Below are 22,312 nucleotides of genomic sequence, written 5' to 3'. Positions count from 1 at the left end.
ATCTCTAGTCAGGCCGCTTCGGGATCTCGAGGCCGCGCTGGACGGCAGGACGAGCCAAGCCCCGCTCCAGCCAAGCAGGCACCCGTTCCAGGCTGTCGAACCCCACCAGTTCCCCTGCGCCATAAAATCCGATCAGGTTCCGGACCCAGCCCAGCAGCGCGATATCGGCGATGGTATACTCCTCGCCCATGATCCAATCGCGACCTTCGAGCCGCGTTTCGAGCACGCCGAGCAGACGCTTGGATTCGTTCCGGTAGCGTTCGAGCGGGCGCTTGTCCTCGATTTCCCGCCCGGCAAACTTGTGGAAGAAACCCAGTTGTCCGAACATCGGGCCGACGGCTGCCATCTGGAAGAACACCCACTGGATGGTCTCGTAGCGCCGAGCAGGATCGGATGGCAGGAACTTGCCGGTCTTTTCCGCAAGATAGAGAAGGATCGCGCCGGATTCGAACAGAGGCAGCGGCTTCCCACCCGGTCCATCGGGATCGATGATGGACGGGATCTTGCCGTTCGGGTTCAAGGATAGGAATTCAGGCGTCCAGGTCTCGTTCTGGCCGATATTGATGAAATGCGGCTCATAAGGGAGGCCGGTCTCCTCAAGCATGATGGAAACCTTCACCCCATTGGGTGTGGGAGTTGAGTAGAGCTGGATCCGATCGGGATACTGGGCCGGCCAGCGGGTCGCAATCGGGAAGGAAGAGAGATCGGCCATGGGAACTCCATCATCGGGGTGAGTCGTGATGGAGCGATGCTAGAGGGAGCAGCCCGGCTTGCAAACGCGAGGCCGGTTGCTGTCCCGATCAAGTTTCAGTGCAGCAGACCAGCCCGGCTGCGCTGGCTTTCCCGTTCCCAGGCCTGAACGACGACGCCATTGATGCCGGAATCGTGCAGACGATCGCTCAAATCGATGAAATGGCGCTCCGTCGCTTCGACATCGATCTCGATCTGCTCGTCTTCGACGTGCTCGAGCTCAGAGGCCGCGTAGCGCTCATAGGCAGCCGACATCTCGGCATAGGCGAAAGCGACCGGCAGGGTGCGGAAGATCGTGGAGAATTCCTCGTCCAGTTCGCCGGTGGCAAGGTCGCGCATTTGGACGAGATAACCGTCGTCATGCTCACAGACTTCGTAACGCCAGTGCCGGCCTTCGGATGCACACATCAGCATCGGAACCTCCACTCAACTGTACTGCTGAGCCAATGCTATACGAGCCAGCGCGGTTCCAAGATGATCCCCAGCAAAAAAGTCTAACGCCGAGCTGTGCCTTCGGCCCGAATCCGGCCTCCGATCCGCACCTGCGTACCATTGCCTAAATCGATAAACCCCTGGTCCGCCCTTAGGGAATCCTGCCTCTTTGCCTCCAGGCGGCCGGATTCGAAGCGGTCTCGACATTCCGGAGGCAACTGAATGCGCACGCCCGTCGGAACGTCGGGCATGCGGCACTCTTTCGCAAGGACAGGGTTGCCAGCGCTCATCAAAAGTGCGGCACTCACGACGAGAGATCTCATCAAGCCATCTCCACTGATTCACATAGGTTATAAGAGACCCAGTTCAGCCAACTCCCGCCGCATGTCTTCCGGCATCTTGGCAAGATCGCCCGCTTTCAGATCGATATCGCGCGGAGCGTCCTTTGCCACCAGATAGCGCCAGCCCTGAAACGGCCTATAGGGACGCGGCTCAACGGCGACCACCTTCGGCTCAAGCACCAGGCGGCAGCGGCCGATGCCGTCTGCATCGGTGAAGGGACGCACATCCAGAAGCGTCTGACGGGCCGCCACCTGTCCCTTGATGACCCAGAACAGCGAGCCGCCGTCCAGAAGCTCGTCGACGCGCTTGGGGACCATACGTGTCGTGTGCGTCTGCTCGTACTCGCGGCCGAGCCTCCGGTGCAGCGCACGGTTCTCCTCGATCCATTCCTCGAGATCCGTGATCGAGTCGCAGCCGACACAGAGTTTGATCAGGTGAAGGGTCATGTCCGTTTCAACCATGCGCTCGCCGCGCTGTCACCCGGCGATGCGCCGCAGGTCATTCCTCCGTCTTGAGCACGATCAGGCGTGCGCCCTCCGCTACCTGCGCTCCCGGCTCGGAGGCGATTTCCGCCACCTCGGCATCGGACGGTGCGACCAGCACATGCTCCATCTTCATGGCTTCGACGATGGCAAGACGCTGCCCCTTTTCGACACGGTCGCCCGGCTGCACGAAGACGGCGATGAGTTTGCCATGCATCGGGGCCTTGACCGTCCCGCCCTCGTCCATGTGCTCCAGATCGACGTCGAAGGGATCGTAGGTCTGTACCAGCGTCTGCCGACCGTTGCGGATGATGTAGACGCCATGGGGCGCTTCCACCTCTTGATCGATCTCGGCATCGGCCCAGGGGTCGCTCTTGCCGAAGGCAACGGTGCTTGCGCCGGGATGCTCATGGCTGAACACCTCCCGGGCCTCCACCCGCTCGCCATCGACGCGCAGCGGAACGCCGACGCTGCGAATGCCGAGGAGCTGAAATCCATCAGGGACAGACCAAGGCGACGACGGTTCGTCGCTCTTTTGCAATTCGGCCATGCGCAGCCGCTCGATTGCCTGCGAGATCAGCGCCGAAGCGCCGAAGGACACGGCAACCTCGTCGAGCGGTTGCGGTCCCACCCCGAGGCTCTCGATATTGCGGTCGATGAAGCCGGTATCGAATTGCCCTGCCCTGAAGCCCTCAGCCTCGCAGAGCTTCTTCAAAAAGGCCGCATTGGTCTTCGGGCCCGCCACGATCGTCCGTCCGAGCGCCTCGGCCAGCTTGTCCAAGGCGTCCTCGCGGGTTGGGGCATGCGCAATGACCTTCGCGATCATCGGATCGTAATAGGGCGTCACCTCGGCTCCGGCTTCGACGCCCGTGTCAATGCGGATCCCCTCGGCTTCCGGAAATTCGAGTGCCCAGAGCTTGCCCGTCGACGGGAGGAATTCCTTCTCCGGATCCTCCGCGTAAAGGCGGGCCTCGACCGCGTGACCGTCGATGGCAAGATCGTCTTGTGAGAAAGGCAGCGTCTCGCCGGAGGCGACGCGGAACTGCAGTTCCACGAGATCGAGCCCTGTGATCGCCTCGGTGACCGGATGCTCCACCTGCAGGCGGGTGTTCATTTCCATGAAATAGAACCGATCAGGGCGCAGCCCCTCGCGGCCGTCGGCGATGAACTCGACGGTGCCGGCGCCCACATAGCCGACCGCACGGGCAGCCTCAACGGCCGCTTGCCCCATCACCTGGCGCATCTCGGGCGTCATACCCGGAGCCGGCGCCTCCTCGATCACCTTCTGGTGGCGACGTTGGAGAGAGCAGTCGCGCTCGAACAGATGCACAACGTTCCCATGGCCGTCGGCGAAGACCTGGATCTCGATGTGGCGTGGCGAGAGGATGTATTTCTCCACCAGCACCCGCGGATCCCCAAAGGAATTCTGTGCCTCGCGCTGAGCGCTCTCCAAGGCTGCGTCGAAATCGGCCGCCTTCTCGACCCGTCTCATGCCCTTGCCGCCCCCGCCGGCGACGGCTTTGATGAGAACCGGGTAGCCGATCTCATAGGCCTTCTGGCGCAGGAAATCCGGATCCTGCTTGGACCCGTGATAACCGGGCACGATCGGCACTCTGGCCTGCTGCACGAGCGCCTTGGCAGCATCCTTCAGACCCATGGCCTTGATGGCGGAGGCCGGGGGGCCGACGAACACGATCCCGTTCGCTGCGCAAGCCTCCGCGAACTCGGCCCTTTCGGACAAGAAGCCGTAGCCCGGATGGATCGAGGCCGCCTTGGTGCGCTTGGCCACCTCGATGATCTTGTCGATCTGGAGATAGCTCTCGCGGGCCGACGGTGGACCGATGAAATGCGCCTCGTCGGCCATCTGCACGAAGAGAGAATCCGCATCGGCCTCAGAATAAACCGCAATGGTGCGCATCCCCAGCCGCTGGGCGGTGCGGATGATGCGGCACGCGATCTCGCCGCGATTGGCGATCAGGACACTCTCGAGCATTTCGATCCCTTACCAGATTTTCCAGTCCGGATTTTGAAGAACCTAGAGCAAACCTCGCGGGACTTGTCACGCCTGAACAATGTAGAGACATCCGCCTCCAACAGGCTCCCTCGCCCTCCCATGAGGGGTAGACCGGCGTCCAGATGCAACTTTGTGCAACTCTCCTCTTGCCGAGACGTTTGATCCAAGTTAGCCTCTTATTGCAAATAATTTGCAACTGCAGAAAGAAGCCATGGATCAGTCCGCTCCCGTTTCCCTTGTGCAAAAGGCTGCCTGGAGGCGCTCTTCGGAACTGCCGTCCCTACCGGAGGTCAACCGCTCGATCGCGGTGCGGCCCGGATCGGTCTGGCGACGGGCGGCCGCATTCCTGGGGCCGGGCTATCTGGTGGCCGTGGGGTACATGGACCCAGGCAACTGGGCCACGTCCCTCGCCGGCGGCTCGAAATATGGCTACGCCCTGCTCTCGGTGGCGCTGATCTCCAACATCATGGCGATCATCCTGCAGTCGCTGTGCGCTCGGCTGGCAGTCGCCACGGGGCGCGACCTCGCCCAGGCCTGCCGGGACGCTTATCCGAGGCCGGTATCCTGGGTTCTGTGGCTGCTGGCGGAGCTCGCCATCTGTGCGACGGACCTGGCGGAAGTCATCGGCACGGCCATCGGCCTCAATCTGCTCTTCGGCATTCCGCTCGAAATCGGCGTCGTCATCACGGCGCTCGACGTGTTCCTGATCCTCTATCTGCAGAATCTCGGCTTCCGTTGGGTCGAGGCCTTCATCATCACCCTCCTCGGTGTGATCGCCGTGTGCTTCGGCATCCAAATCGCGATGGCGGATCCAGACTGGGCAGGCGTTATCACGGGATTTGCCCCGACGACCGAGATCGTCACCAATCCCGATATGCTCTATCTCGCCCTCGGCATCCTCGGCGCGACGGTCATGCCCCATAACCTTTATCTGCACTCCGGCATCGTGCAGACCCGGGCCTATGGCGAGACGCTGCCGGAACGCCGTGAAGCGTTGCGCTTTGCGACCCTCGATTCGACCATCGCCCTGATGTTCGCGCTCACCATCAATGCCTCGTTGCTCATCCTCGCGGCGGCCGCCTTCCACCATACCGGCCGAACTGAGATCGCAGAGCTCGGAGAGGCGCATACCCTCCTCCAGCCGATTCTCGGCAGCGCCATCGCGCCCATGCTCTTCGGCCTGTCGCTCCTGTGCTGCGGTCTGAACTCGACGGTGACGGCCACCATGGCGGGCCAGATCGTCATGGAGGGCTTCATCAACTTCAAGATGGCGCCATGGATGCGCCGTCTCATCACTCGCGGCATCGCCATCATTCCTGCAGCGGGTGTCACCATCGCCTATGGCGAGAGCGGAACGGCCAAACTCCTGATTCTGAGCCAAGTCATCCTGAGCCTCCAGCTGCCCTTCGCAGTCATCCCGCTTGTGACCATGACCGCCTCGAAAGCCAAGATGGGCGCTCTCGTCACGCCGCGCTGGCTCACGGTCATCGCAGGCGTGATCGCAGCAGTGATCGTCGTGCTGAACGTGAAGCTGCTGGTGGATTTCGTGCTCGGGTGAACGGCGCCAGCTTCACACCCGCCCTATGGCCGGGCTCGTCCCGGCCATCCTGACTTTGCGAGCGTCAGCGCTTCTCCACATCGAAATCACCGGCGCAGGGCCGGTGATGACGAAGGATTGAATGGGCTGCCTCAGGCGTCCTTCAGGCGCCCGAGCGCCTCTTCCATCTTCGCCTTGCGGGTCAGCGCTTCCTCGCGGCGCTCGCGCTGCTCCTCGACAACTTCCTCGGGCGCACGCTTGATGAAATCCGCATTACCGAGCTTCGCGTCGATTTTGCCGACATCCACGTCGATCTTCTGGATCTCCTTGGCAAGGCGCGCACGCTCCGCGTCGAGATCGATCACGCCCTCCAGCGGCAAGGCAGCCACTTCACCGCGGATGAGAAGCTGGATCGAGCTCTTCGGCGCCGTATCGGCAAAGGAGATGTCGGAGAGCCGCGCCAGGCGCTTGACGATATCACCCCAGCGCCCGGCCCGAGCCTGCACGTCCGCAGACGATGCCACGAGGACGAGCGGGATCTGCGCGCCGGCTGGCACGTTCGTCTCAGAACGGGCGGAGCGGATCTCGGCGACGAGATCCACCACCCAGCCGATCTCGGCCTCGGCCTGCGGGTCAATGAGGTGATCGAGATTTGACCAGGGAGCCAGAGCCAGGATGGTTTCGCGCTTCGGTCCCTCCTGCCCCTTCACATCCCACAGCTCCTCCGTCAGGAACGGCATGATGGGGTGCAGGAGCTTGCAGATCTCGTCGAGGATGAACGCGATGGTGGCGCGGGTCTCGTCCTTGGCAGACGAATCCGCGCCCTGCAGCACGGGCTTGGAGAGTTCGAGCGTCCAGTCGCAGAACACGTTCCACACGAAGCGGTAGGCCGCGCCGGCAGCTTCGTTGAACTTGTAGCTCTGAATCCCTGACGCGACCTCGTTGATCGCCTTGGCGCATTCGCTGAGCGCCCATTTGTTGAGCGTCTCCTTCACCGACTTCGGATCGAAGCCAGCGACGCGCTTGCATTCGTTCATCTCGGCGAACCGGGCCGCGTTCCAGATCTTGGTCGCGAAATTTCGGTAGTTCTCGACACGCTGGACCGACAGCTTGATGTCGCGCCCTTGAGCTGCCATCGAGGTGAGCGTCATGCGCAACGCATCCGCGCCATACTGCTCCACCACGTCGAGCGGGTCGATGACGTTGCCTTTCGACTTCGACATCTTCGCACCCTTCTCGTCGCGGACGAGGGCGTGGATATAGACCGTGTCGAAGGGCACCTCGTCCATGAAGTGCAGGCCCATCATCATCATCCGGGCGACCCAGAAGAAGATGATGTCGAAGCCGGTGACGAGGGTATTCGTCGGGTAGTAGCGCTTCAGCTCCGTCGTCTCTTCCGGCCATCCCAATGTCGAGAACGGCCACAGTGCCGAGGAGAACCAGGTGTCGAGCACGTCCTCGTCGCGCCTGAGCGGCACGTCACGGCCATTCTTCGCGCGTGCTTCGACCCTGGCATCCTCCTCGCTCATGGCGACGAAGACATTGCCTTGATCGTCGTACCAGGCCGGGATCTGGTGGCCCCACCAGAGCTGGCGCGAGACACACCAGGGCTCGATGTTCTCGAGCCATTGGAAGTAGGTCTTCTCCCAGTTCTCGGGCACGAACTTGGTCTGGCCCTTGCGCACCACGTCGAGCGCCCGATCGGCGAGAGGCTTCACGTTCACGTACCATTGGTCCGTGAGGTAAGGCTCGATCACCACGTTGGAGCGGTCGCCATGCGGAACGGTGTGGGCGTGCGGCTCGATCTGAACGAGGATCTCGCGCTCCTCCAGCATCGCGATGAGGCGCTTGCGCGCCTCGAAGCGGTCGAGACCATCGAGGGTCAGAACGGCATTGAGATCGTCGGTCTGGTCGAGGCCCGCCAGGAAGGCTTCGTTTCCGGCAAGCGTTAATTGCGCCTCGGTGCCGAAGATGTTGATGAGCGGCAGCTTGTGGCGCCTGCCTACCTCGAAGTCGTTGAAGTCGTGCGCAGGCGTGATCTTCACCGCGCCGGTGCCCTTCTCGGGATCGGAATATTCATCGGCGACGATCGGGATGCGCCGTCCGACCAGAGGCAGTATGGCGAACTTGCCGACGAGATCCTTGTAACGCTCGTCCTCGGGGTGAACAGCCACGGCCACGTCGCCGAGCATCGTCTCGGGGCGCGTGGTTGCGACCGTGATGAAGCGGTTGGGCATGCCGTCCACGGCGTAGCGAATGTGCCAAAGATTGCCTTTGACCTCCACCTGCTGGACTTCCAGGTCCGAGATCGCGGTCTGGAACTTGGGGTCCCAGTTCACCAGGCGCTTGTCCTTGTAGATGAGCCCTTGCTTGTAGAGATCGACGAAGACCTTGAGCACGGCGCGGGAGAGGCCCTCGTCCATGGTGAAGCGCTCGCGCGACCAGTCGCACGAGGCGCCGAGGCGCTTGAGCTGGCGCACGATGGTGCCGCCGGACTCCTCCTTCCACTCCCAGACCCGGCTCACGAACTCCTCGCGGCCGAGGTCGCGGCGCTGGATCTGGCGCTCTGCCAGCTTGCGCTCGACAACCATCTGCGTGGCGATGCCCGCATGATCCATGCCCGGCTGCCAGAGCACGTCCTTGCCCCGCATGCGCTCGAAACGGCAGAGAATGTCCTGGATCGTGTTGTTGAGGGCGTGCCCCATATGGAGCGAACCGGTCACGTTCGGCGGCGGAATGACGATCGTATAGGGTACCGCATCCTTGCGATCCGCACGGCCGGCCTTGAAGGCCTCAGCCTCTTCCCAACGGGTGGAAATGCGTGCTTCGACAGAGGAAGGATCGAACGTCTTGTCCATCATGGTAAGTACCGGCCTTTGGGCGCGAACAACGCGCGAGCAAGACGGCTACAAACCGGACGGATGGGACGAAGTCAACAGAGGCGCGGCAATCTGAGCCTGCCGAGCCAGAAACTGCCCCGGTTTCAGTCCGGGAGGCCTGCTCTACCCGCGGCAGCGGGTCACCCGCTCGATCTCGTTGCGCACGAGCCGCTCGACCAGGGAAGGAAGATTGTCATCGAGCCATGCCTTCAGCATGGGACGCAGCATCTCCTTCATGAGATCCTCGACGGTTTGCGGCTGGCTGGGCTTCAGAGAAGCGCTGAGCCGGTCGAAGGCGCCGGAAACCGAGGTGCTGACCTCGTTCGAGAGGAGAAGATCCGCCGTTGCAGTCTGGCGGACCCCAATCGGCCCAGCTGCCATCGCGGGTGATTGGGGAATGACGATCGGGGCCGGAGCCGCCCGTTCAGGTTCACTGGACACCTGGAGACGCTCGACACCTTCATCCTCAGCAGGCTGCTCGTCGAGCAAAGCCTCTCCGCGGCTCCACGGCCCGAGAACCGACTCGTTGGCCCCGGAGGCGACCAGTGGCGATACGTGAAGCTCCGCAATGTCGAGGACATTCTTCAGCGGTGAGGATACCGGCTCCTCGAGCTCGGGCGATTGCAGCGCCTCATCGTCAGCGATGATACGCCGGATGGAAGCCAAAATTTCTTCCATCGATGGCTCATTAACCTTCAGGCCCGCAGAACCCATAGCCGCATCCAAATTGAAATACGCAAGAATCACATTCGAATGAATGTAGTTGAAGTATTTTACGCAACCTTAAAGAAAACAAGCGGGGCCAGAACTTTTTGGTTCTGACCCCGAAACTTATCAACGACCGTCAGGCGTCCTTGTTCCGACCCAAAGATCCTTGACCTGATCGTAATGGATCTTCGGGCTGTAATGATTGACCTTGAGGCCAAGCGCCCGTGAGTTGAGGCGTCCCATCGCATTGACGAGGCTGTAGGAAGCCACCACCCGATCGCGTTGAGCCGTGATGAGATTGACGCGGGCATTCAGCAGTTCCTGCTGCGCGTTCAGCACGTCCAGGGTCGTGCGCTGGCCGACGCGAGCCTCTTCACGCACGCCGCTGAGCGCGGTCTCGGCCGCATCGATCTGAGCCTGAGCGGCGACGATCTGGGCGCGTGCCGCTTCCAGCCGTCCCCAGGAAGAGCTCACGGCGGCACGAACCTGATCGCGGACAGAATCGGCCTCGAGGCGGCGCTGACCGGCCGTTTCCTTGGCCTGACGGGTGGCAGCATAAGCCTGGCCACCCTCATAGATCGGGACGGTCAGCCGCGCGACCACGGAGGCCGACAAAGAGGCGTCGCCTTCCTGCTGGCGGTCGTAGCGCTGGTCGACGGCGCCGGCGACGCCCAATTGCGGAGCCAGGGCCCCCTCTTCGATCTTCACCTGCAGCTCGGCCACGTCGACCGAGTGCTGGCGCGCCTTGATGGCCGGGTGTTCGTTGAGAGCGACTTTCAGAGCCGCATCGACGGTCCGGGGCGTCAGGCGATCCAGGGGACGGCCGGGCGCCAGCTGGGCCGGCTCGACGCCGACGACCTGGCGATAGACCGCAATGCTGTTGCGCAGGGTCGCCTCGGCCAGGCTGGCCTCGGACCGCGCGGCCGCCAAGCGGGCCTCCGCCTGGGCGACGTCCGTCCGGGTCACCTCGCCGACATTGAACCGATCCTGTGTCTGGCGCAGCTGCTCGTCGATGACCTCGACGTTGTTGCGCTGCAAATCGAGAATGGCCGTATCCCGCAGAACGTCCATATAGGCCGTCGCGGCATCGAGCAGGATGCTCTGCTCGGTGCTGTTCAGAGTTTCGCGCGAGCCGAGGACCGAGGATTCCGCAGCACGGACCCGGTTCTGGGTCCGATACCCGTCGAAGATCGTTTGATTGAGCTCGACCCCGAACCCGCGGGGGGTGAGCGCACTCTGGGTCGTCGTATTCGGGGCGAAACGGGACGCGGGGTTCTCGACAGATGCCCAGCTCCGGCCGACATCGGCCGTTCCGTTGATCGTGGGTCGATAGCCGGACTTGGCCTGGGCGACCGTCTCGTCCGTCGCGCGGACGTTCGCACGCTGGGCATTCAGGTCCGGATTGTTGCCGTAAGCGCGTGCCAAAGCGCCTTCCAAGGTCTCTGCCGACACCCCAGCCGGGCCCATCAGCACGAATACCGAGGTCATTGCCCCACCGAGCCAGCGATACATCTTCTTGGAATGCTTTTTCTTCACGCGCACCTGCCTAGCGACCCAAACGGAATATCCGCAAGAGGCGCCATTTTCAGAAACCACTGCGACTCAAAGCGCAACAATACCCAAGGGAACAGAGTCGGCAACAACGCGTTGGGGCCAGCTCGATTTTAGCTTGGGAGTGGCGCAAAAAAGCGACACTAGGAACCGAGGAAATTAAGGATCTGGAAGGAATTAGAACGTGAAGCCAGGGGCCTGGACGAAGGCGGCTAGGAGAGGCGCCGCAGCTTCGAAGAGGCTGCGTTCGCCGATAGCGTCGCCGGAGCGGACATAGAGCGTCGCCCGAGCGGCACGCCCTCGTCCCTTCACGCACACGAGACGCCCGCCCTCACCGAGTTGCTGGAGAAGCCCTTCCGGGCGAACCTCGACGGAGCCGTTGACGAGGATGGCGTCATAAGGAGCGTGAGCGGCGTAGCCCTGCTCGAGGGACCCCGCCACGACAGCGACATCGGCCGCACCGGCAGCGGCCAAGCATTGCCTCGCAGCAGCCGCGAGGGTCTCGTCCGATTCAAGGAACGTCACCCGAGCGCCCAGCCTGTGGAGAACCGCCGCGGCGTAACCGCGGCCGCCGGCGACGTCGAGCACCCTGTCGCCTGCCTCGATCTCGAGAGCCTGGATCATGCGACCCAGGATCATTGGGGCGACCATGTAGCGGCTCTCACCGCTTTCGCTGACGAGGATATCCTGATCGATATAGGCGAGCATTTCGCGGCCCGGGAGCACGAAAAGCTCCCTCGGAACGCTGTCCATGGCATCCAGGAGGGGCATGTCGTTCACGTCGAAAGTGCGCAGCTGGCCATCAACCATCATGCGGCGCGCTTGGGTGAAATCGACCATGGATAGTGCCTTCAGAATTTTGTTGGAGGCCTCGCCCGGAATCGAACCGGGGTGCAAGGATTTGCAGTCCTCTGCGTAACCACTCCGCCACGAGGCCATCCGGGGCGTGTCACGAACGCGACGGCTGCTCCATAGCAACCATCCCCCCAAAGAGCAACAGCCCCTTTTCGGCCCCTCGCGCCAACAATGCACTTGCAACCGTCGAAACCCGTGCTATATGCCTCCCACCTCGCCGACGGACACGTCCCAGGACCTTCCGCGGCGCTCAAGAAGCCCGAATTTGAGGCTTCTTCGAAAGGTATGGCTTATTCCGGCGTGGCGCAGCGGTAGCGCAGCGGACTGTTAATCCGTTGGTCGTAGGTTCGAATCCTACCGCCGGAGCCAACCTCTCCAATGCTCATCCTCAGCGCAGACAATCAGCTCGACATGATCGCGAAGCCCAGTTTCGTGCGTCCGGAGCTTGGCTATGATCCCGCGCCATGAGCACCGATTCACGTCCCCCCGTCCTGGTCTGGTTTCGCGACGATCATCGCCTCGGCGACAACCCTGCCCTCGCGGCCGCGGCTGCGACCGGATCGAAGGTTCTATGCTTTGCCGTTGTGAACGACGATTCGGAGGGATTGCGCCCGTTGGGCGGCGCAGCGCGCTGGTGGCTTCACGGCTCTCTCCGGGCGCTGGGAGAGGCATTGGAGCAAGCAGGTTCCAGACTCCTGCTGTTCGAAGGCTCGGCACATTCGGTTGTCGAGAAGATCGCCGTCGAGACCGGCGCCTCCGCGATCTTCTGGAATCGGCGCTACGGATCGGCCGAGATCGCCCTCGACAGCGCCATCAAGAAGCGCCTGACCGATCGCGGGACGAGGGTCCACAGCTTCAACGGGCGGCTCCTGCATGAGCCGTGGGAGGTCACCAATCAGGCCGGAACGCCCTTCCAGGTTTTCACCCCCTATCTGCGGACCGTCAGGGCCCGCCCCATTGCAATTCCGGTCGCACCGCCGAAGCGGATCGAGGGTGGCGCCTGGCCGTCTTCGCTCCTCCGTGCAGCCACTCGCCTCGAGGAGCTTGGCCTCGAACCTTCATCCCCTGATTGGGCCGGCGGGATACGCGCGCAATGGCAGCCGGGTGAGCAGGCCGCGCGGGCGAGCTTCGAGCGATTCCTCGAGGGAGGTCTGAAAGGCTATGCGGCCAACCGGGATCGGCCAACGCTTCCCGGCACGTCGCGCCTGTCGCCGCATCTTCGGTTCGGAGAGTTAAGCCCCCGGCAGATCTGGCATGCGGTGACGGCTCAGGCCGCTCACGAACCCGCTCTGGCGCACGATGCCGAGAAGTACCTGAGCGAAATCGTGTGGCGCGATTTCAGCCACCAGCTTCTCCATTTCCACCCGCACCTGCCCGAAAGATCGCACAGCAGCCGGTTCGACGGCTTTCCCTGGATCGAGGACCCGAAAGCTCTCGAAGCTTGGCAAAGGGGCCGGACCGGCTACCCCATCGTCGATGCCGGGATGCGCCAGCTCTGGCGGACCGGCTGGATGCATAACCGGGTGCGCATGATCACCGCCTCGTTTCTGGTGAAACATCTCCTGACGGATTGGCGTCGGGGCGAGGCGTGGTTCTGGGACACGCTGGTCGATGCGGATGCGGCCAACAATGCCTTCAGCTGGCAGTGGATTGCGGGATCAGGACCGGATTCGGCGCCGTTTCACCGAATCTTCAATCCCGTCACACAAGGGGAAAAGTTCGATCCGGACGGTGACTATGTCCGCGCCTTCGTGCCCGAGCTGGCAGAACTCCCTCCGGCGCTCATCCACAGGCCCTGGGACGCGCCTTCGGACGCTCTCCAGAGAGCGGGAATCAAACTGGGCGAGAGCTATCCGGCACCTGTCATCCCCCATGGCACGGCGCGGGAGCGCGCGCTGCAAGCCTTCCGCGGCCTTCGTGCGGCGTCTGACGCACTTTCCTGACGTTCGAGCGCGAGAGCGGCTTGACCCGCAAAGCTCCTTGCCGTCAGCATCGCGCCTTGTTTTCGCACGGGGCGATGCCGCCTCGTCAAGCCCGAGACGATCATGACTGCGACCACGCTCCTCTTTCGCGACGATGCCTATGCCACCTCCTGCGAAGCCCGCGTTCTCGGGACAACCCCGGAGGGCGGAGTCATTTTGGACCGCACGGTGTTCTACGCCCAGGGCGGCGGGCAACCGGGCGACGCCGGCGCGATTGTGAAGGCGAGTGGCGACAGGTTCGACATCACGAACACGGTCTACGGGGCCGATCGCTCGCAGGTCGTTCATCTGGTCGGAGCAGAGGCGGCTTCCCGTTTCGCGGACGGTGAAACCGTGCAGTTGCAGCTGGATTGGCATCGCCGCCTGAAGCGGATGCGCATCCACACCGCGCTCCATCTGCTCAGCGTCGTCCTGCCCTATCCAGTGACCGGCGGAGCCATCGGCGAGGGCGACGGGCGGCTCGATTTCGACATCCCGGATGCCGGCCTCGACAAAGCGGACATCACAGAAAAGCTGAATGCGCTGATTGCCCGCAATGCACCGGTCACGGAGCGCTGGATCACCGATGAGGAGCTCGACGCTAATCCGGGGCTCGTGAAGACCATGTCGGTCAAGCCGCCCCGCGGATCGGGACGTGTCCGTCTGGTGGAGATCGAGGGTATCGACCTCCAACCCTGCGGCGGCACCCATGTGCGGCGCACCGGCGAGATCGGCGCGGTCACGGTCACCGATATCGAGAAGAAGGGCAAGCAGAACCGCCGCGTCCGCGTGTCCCTGGTCGATTAAGTCAACGTCTTGAGGAGCAGCCGATGTCCCAGCCTTTCGTTTCGACCTCCTGGCTGCAGGAGCACCTGAACGATCCCAACCTCGTGGTCGTGGACGGCTCGTGGTACCTGCCGAACCAGAACCGCGATCCTGAAGCCGAATACCTCGCGGGCCATATTCCGGGCGCCGTGCGCTTCGACATCGATACGGTGAAGGATACCTCGTCCTCCCTGCCCCACATGCTCCCCTCGCCCGAGGACTTCGCAAGAGCCGTGGGTGCGTTGGGCATCAGCCAGGATATGACGATCGTCGTCTATGACGGTGCGGGTCTCTTTTCGGCACCGCGCGTCCGCTGGACCTTCCAGGTCTTCGGTGCGCGGAACGTTTCCATCCTTGAAGGCGGCTTTCCGGCCTGGACATCGGAAGGACGTCCCGTCGAGACGGGACAGGAAATACCCCGCGCGCCTCGGATCTTCGTACCCTCGTTCGACGCCGCTGCCGTCGTGGACGCTGCCGCAATCCAGGAAGCGCTGCGATCCGGTTTGGCACAGGTGGTTGATGCGCGCCCGGCCGACCGTTTCCGCGGCGAAGCACCCGAGCCGCGCCCTGGTCTTCGGGCGGGCCATATTCCTGGCAGCCTCAGCCTGCCCTTCGGGCATGTAATCAAGGATGGCAAGCTCAGAGACAAGACCGGGATCGAGCAAGCCTTGAGAGAGACCGGGATCGATCCCGAGAAGCCCGTGATCACCACCTGCGGCTCCGGCGTGTCGGCGGCCATCCTGGGCGTTGCGCTTGAGGTGGCAGGCCATCCCATCAAGGCGATCTATGACGGATCCTGGGCCGAATGGGGAGCGCGGGAGGACCTGCCGGTGGAAACCGGTCCGGCCAAGAAAGCCTGAACAAGCCGGTCAAGAAAAAGGCCCCGAGACTTCTCGGGGCCCTTTTGGGTTCCAAATGAGCCGCCTCAGTGCAGAATCTGAGACAGGAAGAGCTTGGTGCGCTCGTGCTGCGGGTTTCGGAAGAACTCGTCGGGCGTGTTCATCTCCACGATCTGCCCGTAATCCATGAAGATCACCCGATCGGCCACCTGACGGGCGAAGCCCATTTCGTGGGTGACGCAGAGCATGGTCATGCCCTCGTCGGCGAGCCCCACCATGGTGTCGAGCACTTCCTTCACCATCTCGGGATCAAGCGCCGAGGTCGGCTCGTCGAACAGCATGATTTTCGGGCTCATGCACAGTGAGCGTGCGATGGCCACGCGCTGCTGCTGGCCGCCGGAGAGCTGGCCCGGATACTTGTTCGCCTGCTCGGGGATCTTCACCCGCTTCAGGTAGTGCATGGCAATCTCTTCCGCCTCCTTCTTGGGCATCTTCTTCACCCAGATCGGAGCGAGCGTGCAGTTCTCGAGAATCGTCAGATGCGGGAAGAGGTTGAAGTGCTGGAACACCATGCCGACTTCGCGACGCACCTCGTCGATGCGCTTGAGGTCGTTGGTCAGTTCCGTGCCGTCGACGATGATGCGGCCCTTCTGGTGCTCTTCCAGGCGGTTGATGCAGCGGATCATCGTGGACTTGCCGGAGCCCGAGGGACCGCAGATCACGATGCGCTCGCCGCGGCGCACGTTGAGATTGATGTCCCGCAGCACGTGGAACTCGCCGTACCACTTGTGCACGTCGATCATCTGGACGGCAGCTTCGGCCTTGGGGTCGACGTCGACGGTACGGAGAGTTTGAGATGACATTGTGGTCGCCATGAGTGTTTACCGATTCTGACCAGCCGCAAGGCGCCGCTCGACGCCGAGCGAGTACCGCGACATGCCAAAGCAGAAGATGAAGTAGAACAGAGCCGCGAAGGCATAGCCCGTGATGCCGATGGTCGGAGCCGCCCAGTTCGGGTCGATGCGGGAGGCCTCTATGGTCTTCACCAGATCGAAGATGCCCACGATGGCCACGAGCGACGTATCCTTGAACAGGCCGATGAAGGTGTTCACGATGCCGGGGATCACGATCCGCAGAGCCTGCGGCAGGATGATGAGGGTCATCATCTGCGGATAGTTCAGGCCCAGGGACATGGCGCCCTCGTACTGCCCCTTCGGCATGGCCTGGAGACCGCCGCGCACTACCTCGGCCATGTAGGCGGAGGCGAAGAGCGCCGTGCCGATGAGGGGCCGGAGCAGGCGGTCAACCGTCATGTCGCCGGGCAGGAAGAGCGGCAGCATGGTGTTGGCCATGATCAGCACCGTGATCAGCGGCACGCCGCGCACGAACTCGATGAAGATCACCGAGGCCATGCGCACGATGGGGAGCTTCGAGCGCCGCCCGAGTGCGAGAACGATGCCGAAGGGCAGCGAGACCACGATTCCGACGGTCGCCACCAGGAGGGTCACGAGAACGCCGCCCCACAGGGACGTGGGCACATGGGCCAGACCGAAGTCGATGTCCACGAGGGCCAGGGTGATGCCGATCACCGCGACGATGCCGCCGCCCATGATGAGCGCAGGACGCATGGCAGTCTTGAGCAGGGCCGCGAAGAAGGCGAACAGAGCGATCACCAGGGCGCCGAAGATCGCGAAGCCCATCCAGAAGCGGAGGCCGAAATCGGCATTGCCGCCGGTCAGGAGCACATAGGAGACGATCGGGAAGATCCAGAAGAAATAGACCGCCCCCAGATCCCGGCGCGGCGCCCTGAGCCACAGCAGCCAGACGACGCCGACGGCGAGCAGGGCGAAGAAGATGTCCACCCGCCAGCGCTGTGAAACCGTATAGGAGCCGTAGATGAAGTAGTTGATCTTGTCCCAGATGAAGGCCCAGCAGGCGCCGGCCTCGCTGCCGCCCGTATCGGCACGGCAGGCCGCCCGATCGGTGCCGGTCCAGACCGCATCGATGAGAAGGAATCTCACCAGCGGGGGGACGGTGACGTACAGGAGGTAGAACACCACCAGCGTCAGGATCGTGTTGAAGGGTCCGGAAAAGAGGTTTTCGCGGATCCACGCGATAGGGCCCCGGGCCAGGTTCGGTGGTGGCAGTGCCTCCACCTGATTGGCGCGGACGAAGCGGGGAATGTCGACGGCGGTGCTCATGCGATCTCCTACCGTTCGACGATCGCCACACGGCGATTGTAGATGTTCATGATGAACGAAGTCACGAGACTGATCGTCAGGTAGACGCCCATGGTGATGACGACGACTTCGATGGCCTGGCCCGTCTGGTTCAGCACCGTTCCCATGAAGACCTGCACGAGGTCGGGATAGCCGATGGCCACAGCCAGGGACGAGTTCTTCGTCAGGTTCAGGTACTGGCTCGTCAGAGGCGGAATGATGACGCGCATGGCCTGCGGGATCACCACCAGACGAAGGGTCTGGCCAGGCGTGAGACCGAGGGAGCCTGCGGCTTCCGTTTGCCCCTTCGACACGGCCAGAATGCCGGCGCGGACGACCTCGGCGATGAAGGCCGCCGTATAGGTGACGAGGCCCAGGAGCAGCGCCACGAATTCCGGCAGGATCTGCATTCCGCCTGTCAGGTTGAAGGTGCCCTTGCGCGGCAACTCGAAGGTGATCGGGTTGGCGCCGGTCAGAGCAAGGACGATCCAGGTCAGGATCGGCAGGCCGAGGACCAGGGCCAACGTGACCTTGCCGACGGGATATTGCCGCCCGGTCTGCTCCTGCTGCTTCCTGGCCCAGCGGCGGTACACGAGGGTCCCGACGAGGCCGATCACGAGCGCTGCGAGGACAACCGAGATGTTAGGCCCCCAGATGGGCTTCGCCATGAAGAGGCCGCGGGAATTCAGGTAGAATCCCGCTCCCATCTCGAGGGAGTTGCGCGGCTGCGGCAGGGTCCCGAGGACCGCGATGTACCAGAACAGCAACTGCACCAGGAGCGGGATGTTGCGCAGCACCTCGACATAGACCATCGCAACCTTCGCAACCATCCAGTTCTTGGACAGACGGGCGATGCCGATGACGAAGCCCAGGATAGTCGTGAAGAAGATGCCGATGGCGGAGACCAGCAGCGTGTTCAGGAGGCCGACGATGAAGGCATCGCCATAGGTCCCGCCCGCCGCGCTGAACTGGATCAGCGTCTGGCTGATGTCGAAACCGGCGGTATTGTTGAGGAAGCCGAAGCCTGAGGCGATCTTGGCGCGCTGCAGGTTCTCGATGGCGTTCGTCGCGGCGACATAGAAAAGATAGACGATCGCGAGAACGAGAACGACCTGATAGAAAATCCCACGAACCTTGGGATCGTACAGGAACGATCTTTGGGGCGGCGACGTCTGACTGACAGCGGTCTGCACTGAGTTCATCCTCTGACGGCTTATTATTTTTGGCCCTGCCGTCCTCCCCTGCTCATGTGATCACAACCCCATGAACGGGCGGCTTTTTGTTGTTTTGTCTGAGAAGGGCGCCCGGGATGTCCGGGCGCCCTGATCTCGGTTCGGCTTAGCGGACCGGGATGCCGTATTGCAGGCCGCCCTTCGTCCATTGGGCGTTCTGGCCGCGCTTGATCTTCAGACGCGAACCTTCGCCGACGTTCTTCTCGAACGTTTCGCCGTAGTTGCCCACGTGCTTGATCACACGGACGGCCCAGTCGTTGGTCAGGCCGATGGCTTCGCCGAACTTGCCTTCCGTGCCGAGGAGACGCTTGATCTCCGGGTTCTCGGAGGTCTTCATCTGCTCGACATTGGCCTTGGTGACGCCGAGCTCTTCCGCGTTCAGCATGGCGTTATGGGTCCAGCGGACGATATCGCCCCATTGGTTGTCGCCGTGGCGGACTGCCGGGCCGAGCGGCTCCTTGGAGATGATCTCCGGCAGAACGATGTGATCGTCCGGAGCCGACGCGCGAAGGCGCTCGGCGTAGAGACCGGAAGCGTCCGTCGTGAAGGCATCGCAGCGGCCGGCGTCATAGGCCTTGAACGTCTCGTCCGAGGTGGCGAAGGCCACCACTTCGTACTTCATGTTGTTGGCACGGAAGTAGTCGGCGAGGTTCAGCTCGGTCGTGGTGCCCTGCTGGGTGCAGATCGAAGCGCCGTTGAGCTCCTTGGCGGACGACACCCCGAGCTTCTTGCGCACCATGAAGCCCTGGCCGTCGTAGTAGTTGATGACCGGGAAGTCGAGGCCGAGCTGCGTGTCGCGCGACATGGTTGCGGTCGAGTTGCGGGACAGCACGTCCACCTCGCCGGACTGGAGCGCGGTGAAACGATCCTTGGCGGCGAGCGGAATGAACCGAACCTTGGTCGGGTCGTCGAAGATGGCTGCAGCGATGGCGCGGCAGAGATCGACGTCGAGGCCCGTCCAGTTGCCCTGAGCGTCCGGCTGGCCGAATCCGGCGAGACCCGTGTTCGAGCCGCAGGTCAGGAAGCCCTTCTGCTTCACGCTGTTGAGTGTCGCCTGGGCCGATGCGCCCGTCGCGAGCAGACTGGCTGTCAGGCCGAAGGCAATCGATACGAGAGCCTTTTTCATGTTGGTATCTTCTCCCAATAGTTCGACATGGCTCGGCCGTTTTTGGTTATTACCCCCCAGCCGGGCCCCAGATAGACCGTTCCGCGCCGTCTCGGCTGAGACGGCATCGAGATCCATCACATTCCATGATTAATCACTGGTCAAGTCTTGATGGAAGGCATTTCTTGCCTGACTTGACGGCAGGGGCTGCCCGGTTTCAGATCGAAATCTCCTCAGCAAGCCCTTGAAGCGATGTCAAAACTCCCTCCAAAGCCCCAAAACCTATCCGAACGAACCCGCCTTGTTCATGCCGGCCGAGAGCCGTTCGAGCAGCACGGCTTCATCAACACGCCCATCTACCGCGGCTCCACCGTCCTGTACCAGACCACGGACGACCTGCTGCACCGGCGTGGGCGGTATTCCTATGGAACGAAAGGGACTCCGACTACGAACTCCCTCGAGACGGCCTGGACGGACCTGACCGGCGCGGCCGGAACGGTGCTTGCGCCCTCGGGTCTGGCTGCCGTCACGGTTGCCCTTATGTCATGCCTGAAGGCCGGCGACCATCTCCTGATGACGGATTCGGTCTACCTGCCGACCCGGCAGTTCTGCAACGGGATCCTCAAGAATTTTGGTGTGGAAACCACCTATTACGACCCGCAGATCGGCGCCGGGATCGAGGCTCTGATCCGACCGAACACGACGGCGGTGTTCACCGAGGCTCCCGGATCTCAATCCCTTGAGATGCAGGACATTCCCGCCATCGCCGAGGTGACGCACCGGCACGGCGCCGTGGTCCTCATGGACAACACCTGGGCAACGCCCCTGCTCTTCCCGCCCCACGAGCGAGGCGTCGACATCGCCATCGAGGCCGGCACCAAATATCTCAGCGGCGGATCGGACATGCTGCTCGGCATGGTCTCGGCCAACGAGCGCTGCTTCAAGCGTCTCCGTGAGACGTACGATTCATTTGCCATGTGCCCCGGCCCGGAGGACGTCTTCTTGGGGTTGAGGGGCCTGCGCACCATGGCGCTGCGGTTAAGGGAGCACGGGATCCAGGCCCTGGAGATGGCCCGCTGGCTCGAAGCCCGGCCCGAGGTGGCCCGGGTGCTGCACCCGGCGCTGGAGTCCTATCCCGGCCACGACCTCTGGAAGCGCGACTTCAAGGGCTCGTCGGGCCTGTTCTCGGTCATCCTCGAGCCCTGCTCCGACCGGGCGCTGGCCGCCATGCTCGACGGCCTGTCCCTCTTCGGCATGGGCTATTCCTGGGGCGGGTTCGAGAGCCTCGTCATTCCCTTCAACTGCGCCACCTACCGCACGGCCACCAAATGGGAGCCCGGCGGCCACGCCTTGCGCTTCCATATCGGGCTGGAAGACCTGGACGATCTGAAGCGGGACCTTGATGCCGGGTTCGTCCGGCTTCGGGAGACGGACGCGAAGGCGGCCTGACGGCCGTTCCAAACTTCGGCGGGAGCTACCCTGCAGATGCCTCGATCTCTGAGCCGGAGGCGACGACGCCTTCGGCTTTCCGCTTCTCCTTCGCGATCAGCATCAGGTTGCGGATATAGATGAAGATCGAGAAAGCTTGGCCCAGGATGATGACAATGTCGCTGCGGGCGAAGCCGTAGACCAGGGTCATCAGGCCGCCCGAGATGGACAGAATCCAGAAGCCGACGGGAATCACGCTCTTTTCCGCCTTCTCGCTAGCGATCCACTGCACGATGAAGCGCGCGCCGAAGACGAACTGTGCCAAGACGCCGAAGGCAGCCCACAGGTCGAATCGGGCGACGACCAGGTCATAGAAATAAAGTCCCAGATCATGGGAAAGACGCATCAACATCAGACGATTTCCTGAGCAGCGGGAACGCGGCGGCGGCGACGGATCAACCACCAGACTCCGGCTAAATCAAGGATGCCGACCCACAGACGGTCGAACATTCCGTAATTGGACCGTCCCGCGTGGCGGGGCCGGTCGATGACGTCCACATGGGCGATCTGGAACCCCTCGCGCTTGACCAGGGCCGGCATGAAGCGGTGGAGGGCGTCGAAATAGGGCAGTCGCAGATAGACGTCCCGCCGGAAGGCCTTGAGGCCGCAGCCTGTATCCCGCGTCCCGTCCTTCAGGATCTTCCCACGCACGCCATTGGCGATGCGGGACTGCCACTTCTTGTAAGTGCCGTCCTTGCGCCCCACCCGCTGCCCGGCGACGAGGGCCGTTTGAGGATCGTCCAGAGCCGTCACGAGCTGGGGGATGAAGGCCGGGTCGTTCTGCCCGTCCCCGTCGAGGGTGACGACGATGGGCCCGCGGGCCGCATGGACACCGGTGCGGACGGCGGCGCTCTGCCCGCAGCTCGCCTCATGCCGGACGAGGCGCAGCCAGGGCCGCGTGGCGCGGGCCTTCAGAACCTGCTCGCCGGTCGCATCCGTGGAGCCGTCGTCCACATAGATCACCTCGAACGGTGACAGAGGCGCGCAGGCGCGCTCGATCTCCTCCACCAGCGGGAGGACGTTGAGCGCCTCGTTCTTGACGGGCACCACGACGCTGATGCGAGGGCCCGGGGAAAGATCAGTCATCCGTTAC

19 protein-coding genes and 2 tRNA genes are annotated in these 22,312 nt (G+C 63.0%); 6 read left to right on the top strand and 15 right to left on the bottom strand.

Translation table 11 applies throughout. The annotated features are described in order from the left end of the window. Nucleotides 1-4: 4 nt before the first annotated feature. From VB672_RS09665 to VB672_RS09650, 4 genes are all read right to left on the bottom strand, one after another. Nucleotides 5-712 carry a glutathione S-transferase N-terminal domain-containing protein gene (locus VB672_RS09665; RefSeq protein WP_329783972.1) on the bottom strand — a complete coding sequence of 236 codons (708 nt, stop codon included), beginning with the start codon at nt 710-712 and terminating at the stop codon, nt 5-7. Between the two features lie 95 nt (nt 713-807). Then, on the bottom strand, nt 808-1,164 hold the full coding sequence (locus tag VB672_RS09660; protein ID WP_329783971.1) for a hypothetical protein: 357 nt from the start codon (nt 1,162-1,164) through the stop codon (nt 808-810). 368 nt (nt 1,165-1,532) lie between these two features. Then, the gene (locus tag VB672_RS09655; protein WP_329783970.1) at nt 1,533-1,970 is read right to left on the bottom strand and encodes a DUF1489 family protein; all 438 of its coding nucleotides are present in this window, start codon (nt 1,968-1,970) and stop codon (nt 1,533-1,535) included. A gap of 52 nt (nt 1,971-2,022) precedes the next feature. Further along, nucleotides 2,023-3,999: an acetyl/propionyl/methylcrotonyl-CoA carboxylase subunit alpha gene (locus VB672_RS09650; protein WP_329783969.1), complete on the bottom strand. Its 1,977-nt coding sequence runs from the start codon at nt 3,997-3,999 to the stop codon at nt 2,023-2,025. A 232-nt stretch (nt 4,000-4,231) separates the two neighbouring features. On the opposite strand from VB672_RS09650, the gene VB672_RS09645 reads away from it, so the two are divergent. Further along, a complete protein-coding gene (locus VB672_RS09645; RefSeq protein WP_329783968.1) occupies nt 4,232-5,578 on the top strand; it encodes an Nramp family divalent metal transporter in 1,347 nt (448 codons plus the stop codon). Between the two features lie 131 nt (nt 5,579-5,709). Here VB672_RS09645 and VB672_RS09640 read toward each other — a convergent pair whose 3' ends face one another. The 5 genes from VB672_RS09640 to VB672_RS09620 all read right to left on the bottom strand — a co-directional run bounded on the left by VB672_RS09640 (nt 5,710) and on the right by VB672_RS09620 (nt 11,632). Further along, nucleotides 5,710-8,418 (bottom strand): valine--tRNA ligase, encoded by a 2,709-nt coding sequence (locus VB672_RS09640; protein WP_329783967.1) that lies wholly within the window; start codon nt 8,416-8,418, stop codon nt 5,710-5,712. A 141-nt stretch (nt 8,419-8,559) separates the two neighbouring features. Next, a complete protein-coding gene (locus tag VB672_RS09635) occupies nt 8,560-9,114 on the bottom strand; it encodes a PopZ family protein (protein WP_329783966.1) in 555 nt (184 codons plus the stop codon). A gap of 156 nt (nt 9,115-9,270) precedes the next feature. After that, nucleotides 9,271-10,656, bottom strand: coding sequence for a TolC family outer membrane protein (locus VB672_RS09630; protein WP_442931979.1), 1,386 nt, complete (start codon nt 10,654-10,656; stop codon nt 9,271-9,273). A gap of 216 nt (nt 10,657-10,872) precedes the next feature. Beyond that, nucleotides 10,873-11,535, bottom strand: a complete 663-nt coding sequence (locus tag VB672_RS09625; protein ID WP_329783965.1) for a protein-L-isoaspartate O-methyltransferase family protein — start codon at nt 11,533-11,535, stop codon at nt 10,873-10,875. Between the two features lie 23 nt (nt 11,536-11,558). Further along, nucleotides 11,559-11,632: transfer RNA gene (locus VB672_RS09620), tRNA-Cys, on the bottom strand. Nucleotides 11,633-11,844: 212 nt separating this feature from the next. Between VB672_RS09620 and VB672_RS09615 the strand changes: the two genes are divergently transcribed. From VB672_RS09615 to sseA, 4 genes are all read left to right on the top strand, one after another. Beyond that, nucleotides 11,845-11,919 (top strand) — tRNA-Asn (locus tag VB672_RS09615). Between the two features lie 95 nt (nt 11,920-12,014). After that, nucleotides 12,015-13,493, top strand: coding sequence for a cryptochrome/photolyase family protein (locus VB672_RS09610; RefSeq protein WP_329783964.1), 1,479 nt, complete (start codon nt 12,015-12,017; stop codon nt 13,491-13,493). 102 nt (nt 13,494-13,595) lie between these two features. Continuing rightward, entirely contained in the window at nt 13,596-14,318 is a 723-nt protein-coding gene (locus tag VB672_RS09605; protein WP_329783963.1) for an alanyl-tRNA editing protein, read from the top strand. 23 nt (nt 14,319-14,341) lie between these two features. Then, nucleotides 14,342-15,196 carry a 3-mercaptopyruvate sulfurtransferase gene (sseA, locus tag VB672_RS09600; RefSeq protein ID WP_329783962.1) on the top strand — a complete coding sequence of 285 codons (855 nt, stop codon included), beginning with the start codon at nt 14,342-14,344 and terminating at the stop codon, nt 15,194-15,196. Between the two features lie 65 nt (nt 15,197-15,261). On the opposite strand, the gene VB672_RS09595 is transcribed toward sseA, so the two are convergent. From VB672_RS09595 to VB672_RS09580, 4 genes are all read right to left on the bottom strand, one after another. Further along, nucleotides 15,262-15,978: an amino acid ABC transporter ATP-binding protein gene (locus VB672_RS09595; protein ID WP_442931978.1), complete on the bottom strand. Its 717-nt coding sequence runs from the start codon at nt 15,976-15,978 to the stop codon at nt 15,262-15,264. A gap of 78 nt (nt 15,979-16,056) precedes the next feature. Continuing rightward, the gene (locus tag VB672_RS09590) at nt 16,057-17,376 is read right to left on the bottom strand and encodes an amino acid ABC transporter permease (RefSeq protein WP_329783960.1); all 1,320 of its coding nucleotides are present in this window, start codon (nt 17,374-17,376) and stop codon (nt 16,057-16,059) included. Nucleotides 17,377-17,384: 8 nt separating this feature from the next. Beyond that, the gene (locus VB672_RS09585; RefSeq protein WP_329783959.1) at nt 17,385-18,596 is read right to left on the bottom strand and encodes an amino acid ABC transporter permease; all 1,212 of its coding nucleotides are present in this window, start codon (nt 18,594-18,596) and stop codon (nt 17,385-17,387) included. A 136-nt stretch (nt 18,597-18,732) separates the two neighbouring features. After that, on the bottom strand, nt 18,733-19,752 hold the full coding sequence (locus VB672_RS09580; protein WP_329783958.1) for an amino acid ABC transporter substrate-binding protein: 1,020 nt from the start codon (nt 19,750-19,752) through the stop codon (nt 18,733-18,735). Between the two features lie 231 nt (nt 19,753-19,983). On the opposite strand from VB672_RS09580, the gene metC reads away from it, so the two are divergent. Beyond that, entirely contained in the window at nt 19,984-21,180 is a 1,197-nt protein-coding gene (gene metC, locus VB672_RS09575; protein WP_329783957.1) for a cystathionine beta-lyase, read from the top strand. Between the two features lie 25 nt (nt 21,181-21,205). Here metC and VB672_RS09570 read toward each other — a convergent pair whose 3' ends face one another. Both VB672_RS09570 and VB672_RS09565 read right to left on the bottom strand, forming a co-directional pair. Next, entirely contained in the window at nt 21,206-21,571 is a 366-nt protein-coding gene (locus VB672_RS09570; protein ID WP_329783956.1) for a lipid-A-disaccharide synthase N-terminal domain-containing protein, read from the bottom strand. Further along, nucleotides 21,571-22,305, bottom strand: coding sequence for a glycosyltransferase family 2 protein (locus VB672_RS09565; protein WP_329783955.1), 735 nt, complete (start codon nt 22,303-22,305; stop codon nt 21,571-21,573). The genes VB672_RS09570 and VB672_RS09565 overlap by 1 nt, the downstream gene beginning before the upstream one ends. Between the last annotated feature and the right edge of the window lie 7 nt (nt 22,306-22,312).

The organism is Microvirga sp. CF3016, from assembly GCF_036314085.1.
Lineage (GTDB): Bacteria > Pseudomonadota > Alphaproteobacteria > Rhizobiales > Beijerinckiaceae > Microvirga.
Note: the sequence above shows the minus strand (reverse complement) of the source record. Positions and strands in the feature narration are given on the sequence as shown.

Bases quoted from the DNA above. Each gene is read 5' to 3' on its own strand.
- VB672_RS09665 (WP_329783972.1), bottom strand. From the start codon at position 712: ATGGCCGATCTCTCTTCCTTCCCGATTGCGACCCGCTGGCCGGCCCAG.
- VB672_RS09660 (WP_329783971.1), bottom strand. From the start codon at position 1,164: ATGCTGATGTGTGCATCCGAAGGCCGGCACTGGCGTTACGAAGTCTGT.
- VB672_RS09655 (WP_329783970.1), bottom strand. From the start codon at position 1,970: ATGACCCTTCACCTGATCAAACTCTGTGTCGGCTGCGACTCGATCACG.
- VB672_RS09650 (WP_329783969.1), bottom strand. From the start codon at position 3,999: ATGCTCGAGAGTGTCCTGATCGCCAATCGCGGCGAGATCGCGTGCCGC.
- VB672_RS09645 (WP_329783968.1), top strand. From the start codon at position 4,232: ATGGATCAGTCCGCTCCCGTTTCCCTTGTGCAAAAGGCTGCCTGGAGG.
- VB672_RS09640 (WP_329783967.1), bottom strand. From the start codon at position 8,418: ATGATGGACAAGACGTTCGATCCTTCCTCTGTCGAAGCACGCATTTCC.
- VB672_RS09635 (WP_329783966.1), bottom strand. From the start codon at position 9,114: ATGGAAGAAATTTTGGCTTCCATCCGGCGTATCATCGCTGACGATGAG.
- VB672_RS09630 (WP_442931979.1), bottom strand. From the start codon at position 10,656: ATGTATCGCTGGCTCGGTGGGGCAATGACCTCGGTATTCGTGCTGATG.
- VB672_RS09625 (WP_329783965.1), bottom strand. From the start codon at position 11,535: ATGGTCGATTTCACCCAAGCGCGCCGCATGATGGTTGATGGCCAGCTG.
- VB672_RS09610 (WP_329783964.1), top strand. From the start codon at position 12,015: ATGAGCACCGATTCACGTCCCCCCGTCCTGGTCTGGTTTCGCGACGAT.
- VB672_RS09605 (WP_329783963.1), top strand. From the start codon at position 13,596: ATGACTGCGACCACGCTCCTCTTTCGCGACGATGCCTATGCCACCTCC.
- sseA (WP_329783962.1), top strand. From the start codon at position 14,342: ATGTCCCAGCCTTTCGTTTCGACCTCCTGGCTGCAGGAGCACCTGAAC.
- VB672_RS09595 (WP_442931978.1), bottom strand. From the start codon at position 15,978: ATGATCGACGTGCACAAGTGGTACGGCGAGTTCCACGTGCTGCGGGAC.
- VB672_RS09590 (WP_329783960.1), bottom strand. From the start codon at position 17,376: ATGAGCACCGCCGTCGACATTCCCCGCTTCGTCCGCGCCAATCAGGTG.
- VB672_RS09585 (WP_329783959.1), bottom strand. From the start codon at position 18,596: ATGAACTCAGTGCAGACCGCTGTCAGTCAGACGTCGCCGCCCCAAAGA.
- VB672_RS09580 (WP_329783958.1), bottom strand. From the start codon at position 19,752: ATGAAAAAGGCTCTCGTATCGATTGCCTTCGGCCTGACAGCCAGTCTG.
- metC (WP_329783957.1), top strand. From the start codon at position 19,984: ATGTCAAAACTCCCTCCAAAGCCCCAAAACCTATCCGAACGAACCCGC.
- VB672_RS09570 (WP_329783956.1), bottom strand. From the start codon at position 21,571: ATGTTGATGCGTCTTTCCCATGATCTGGGACTTTATTTCTATGACCTG.
- VB672_RS09565 (WP_329783955.1), bottom strand. From the start codon at position 22,305: ATGACTGATCTTTCCCCGGGCCCTCGCATCAGCGTCGTGGTGCCCGTC.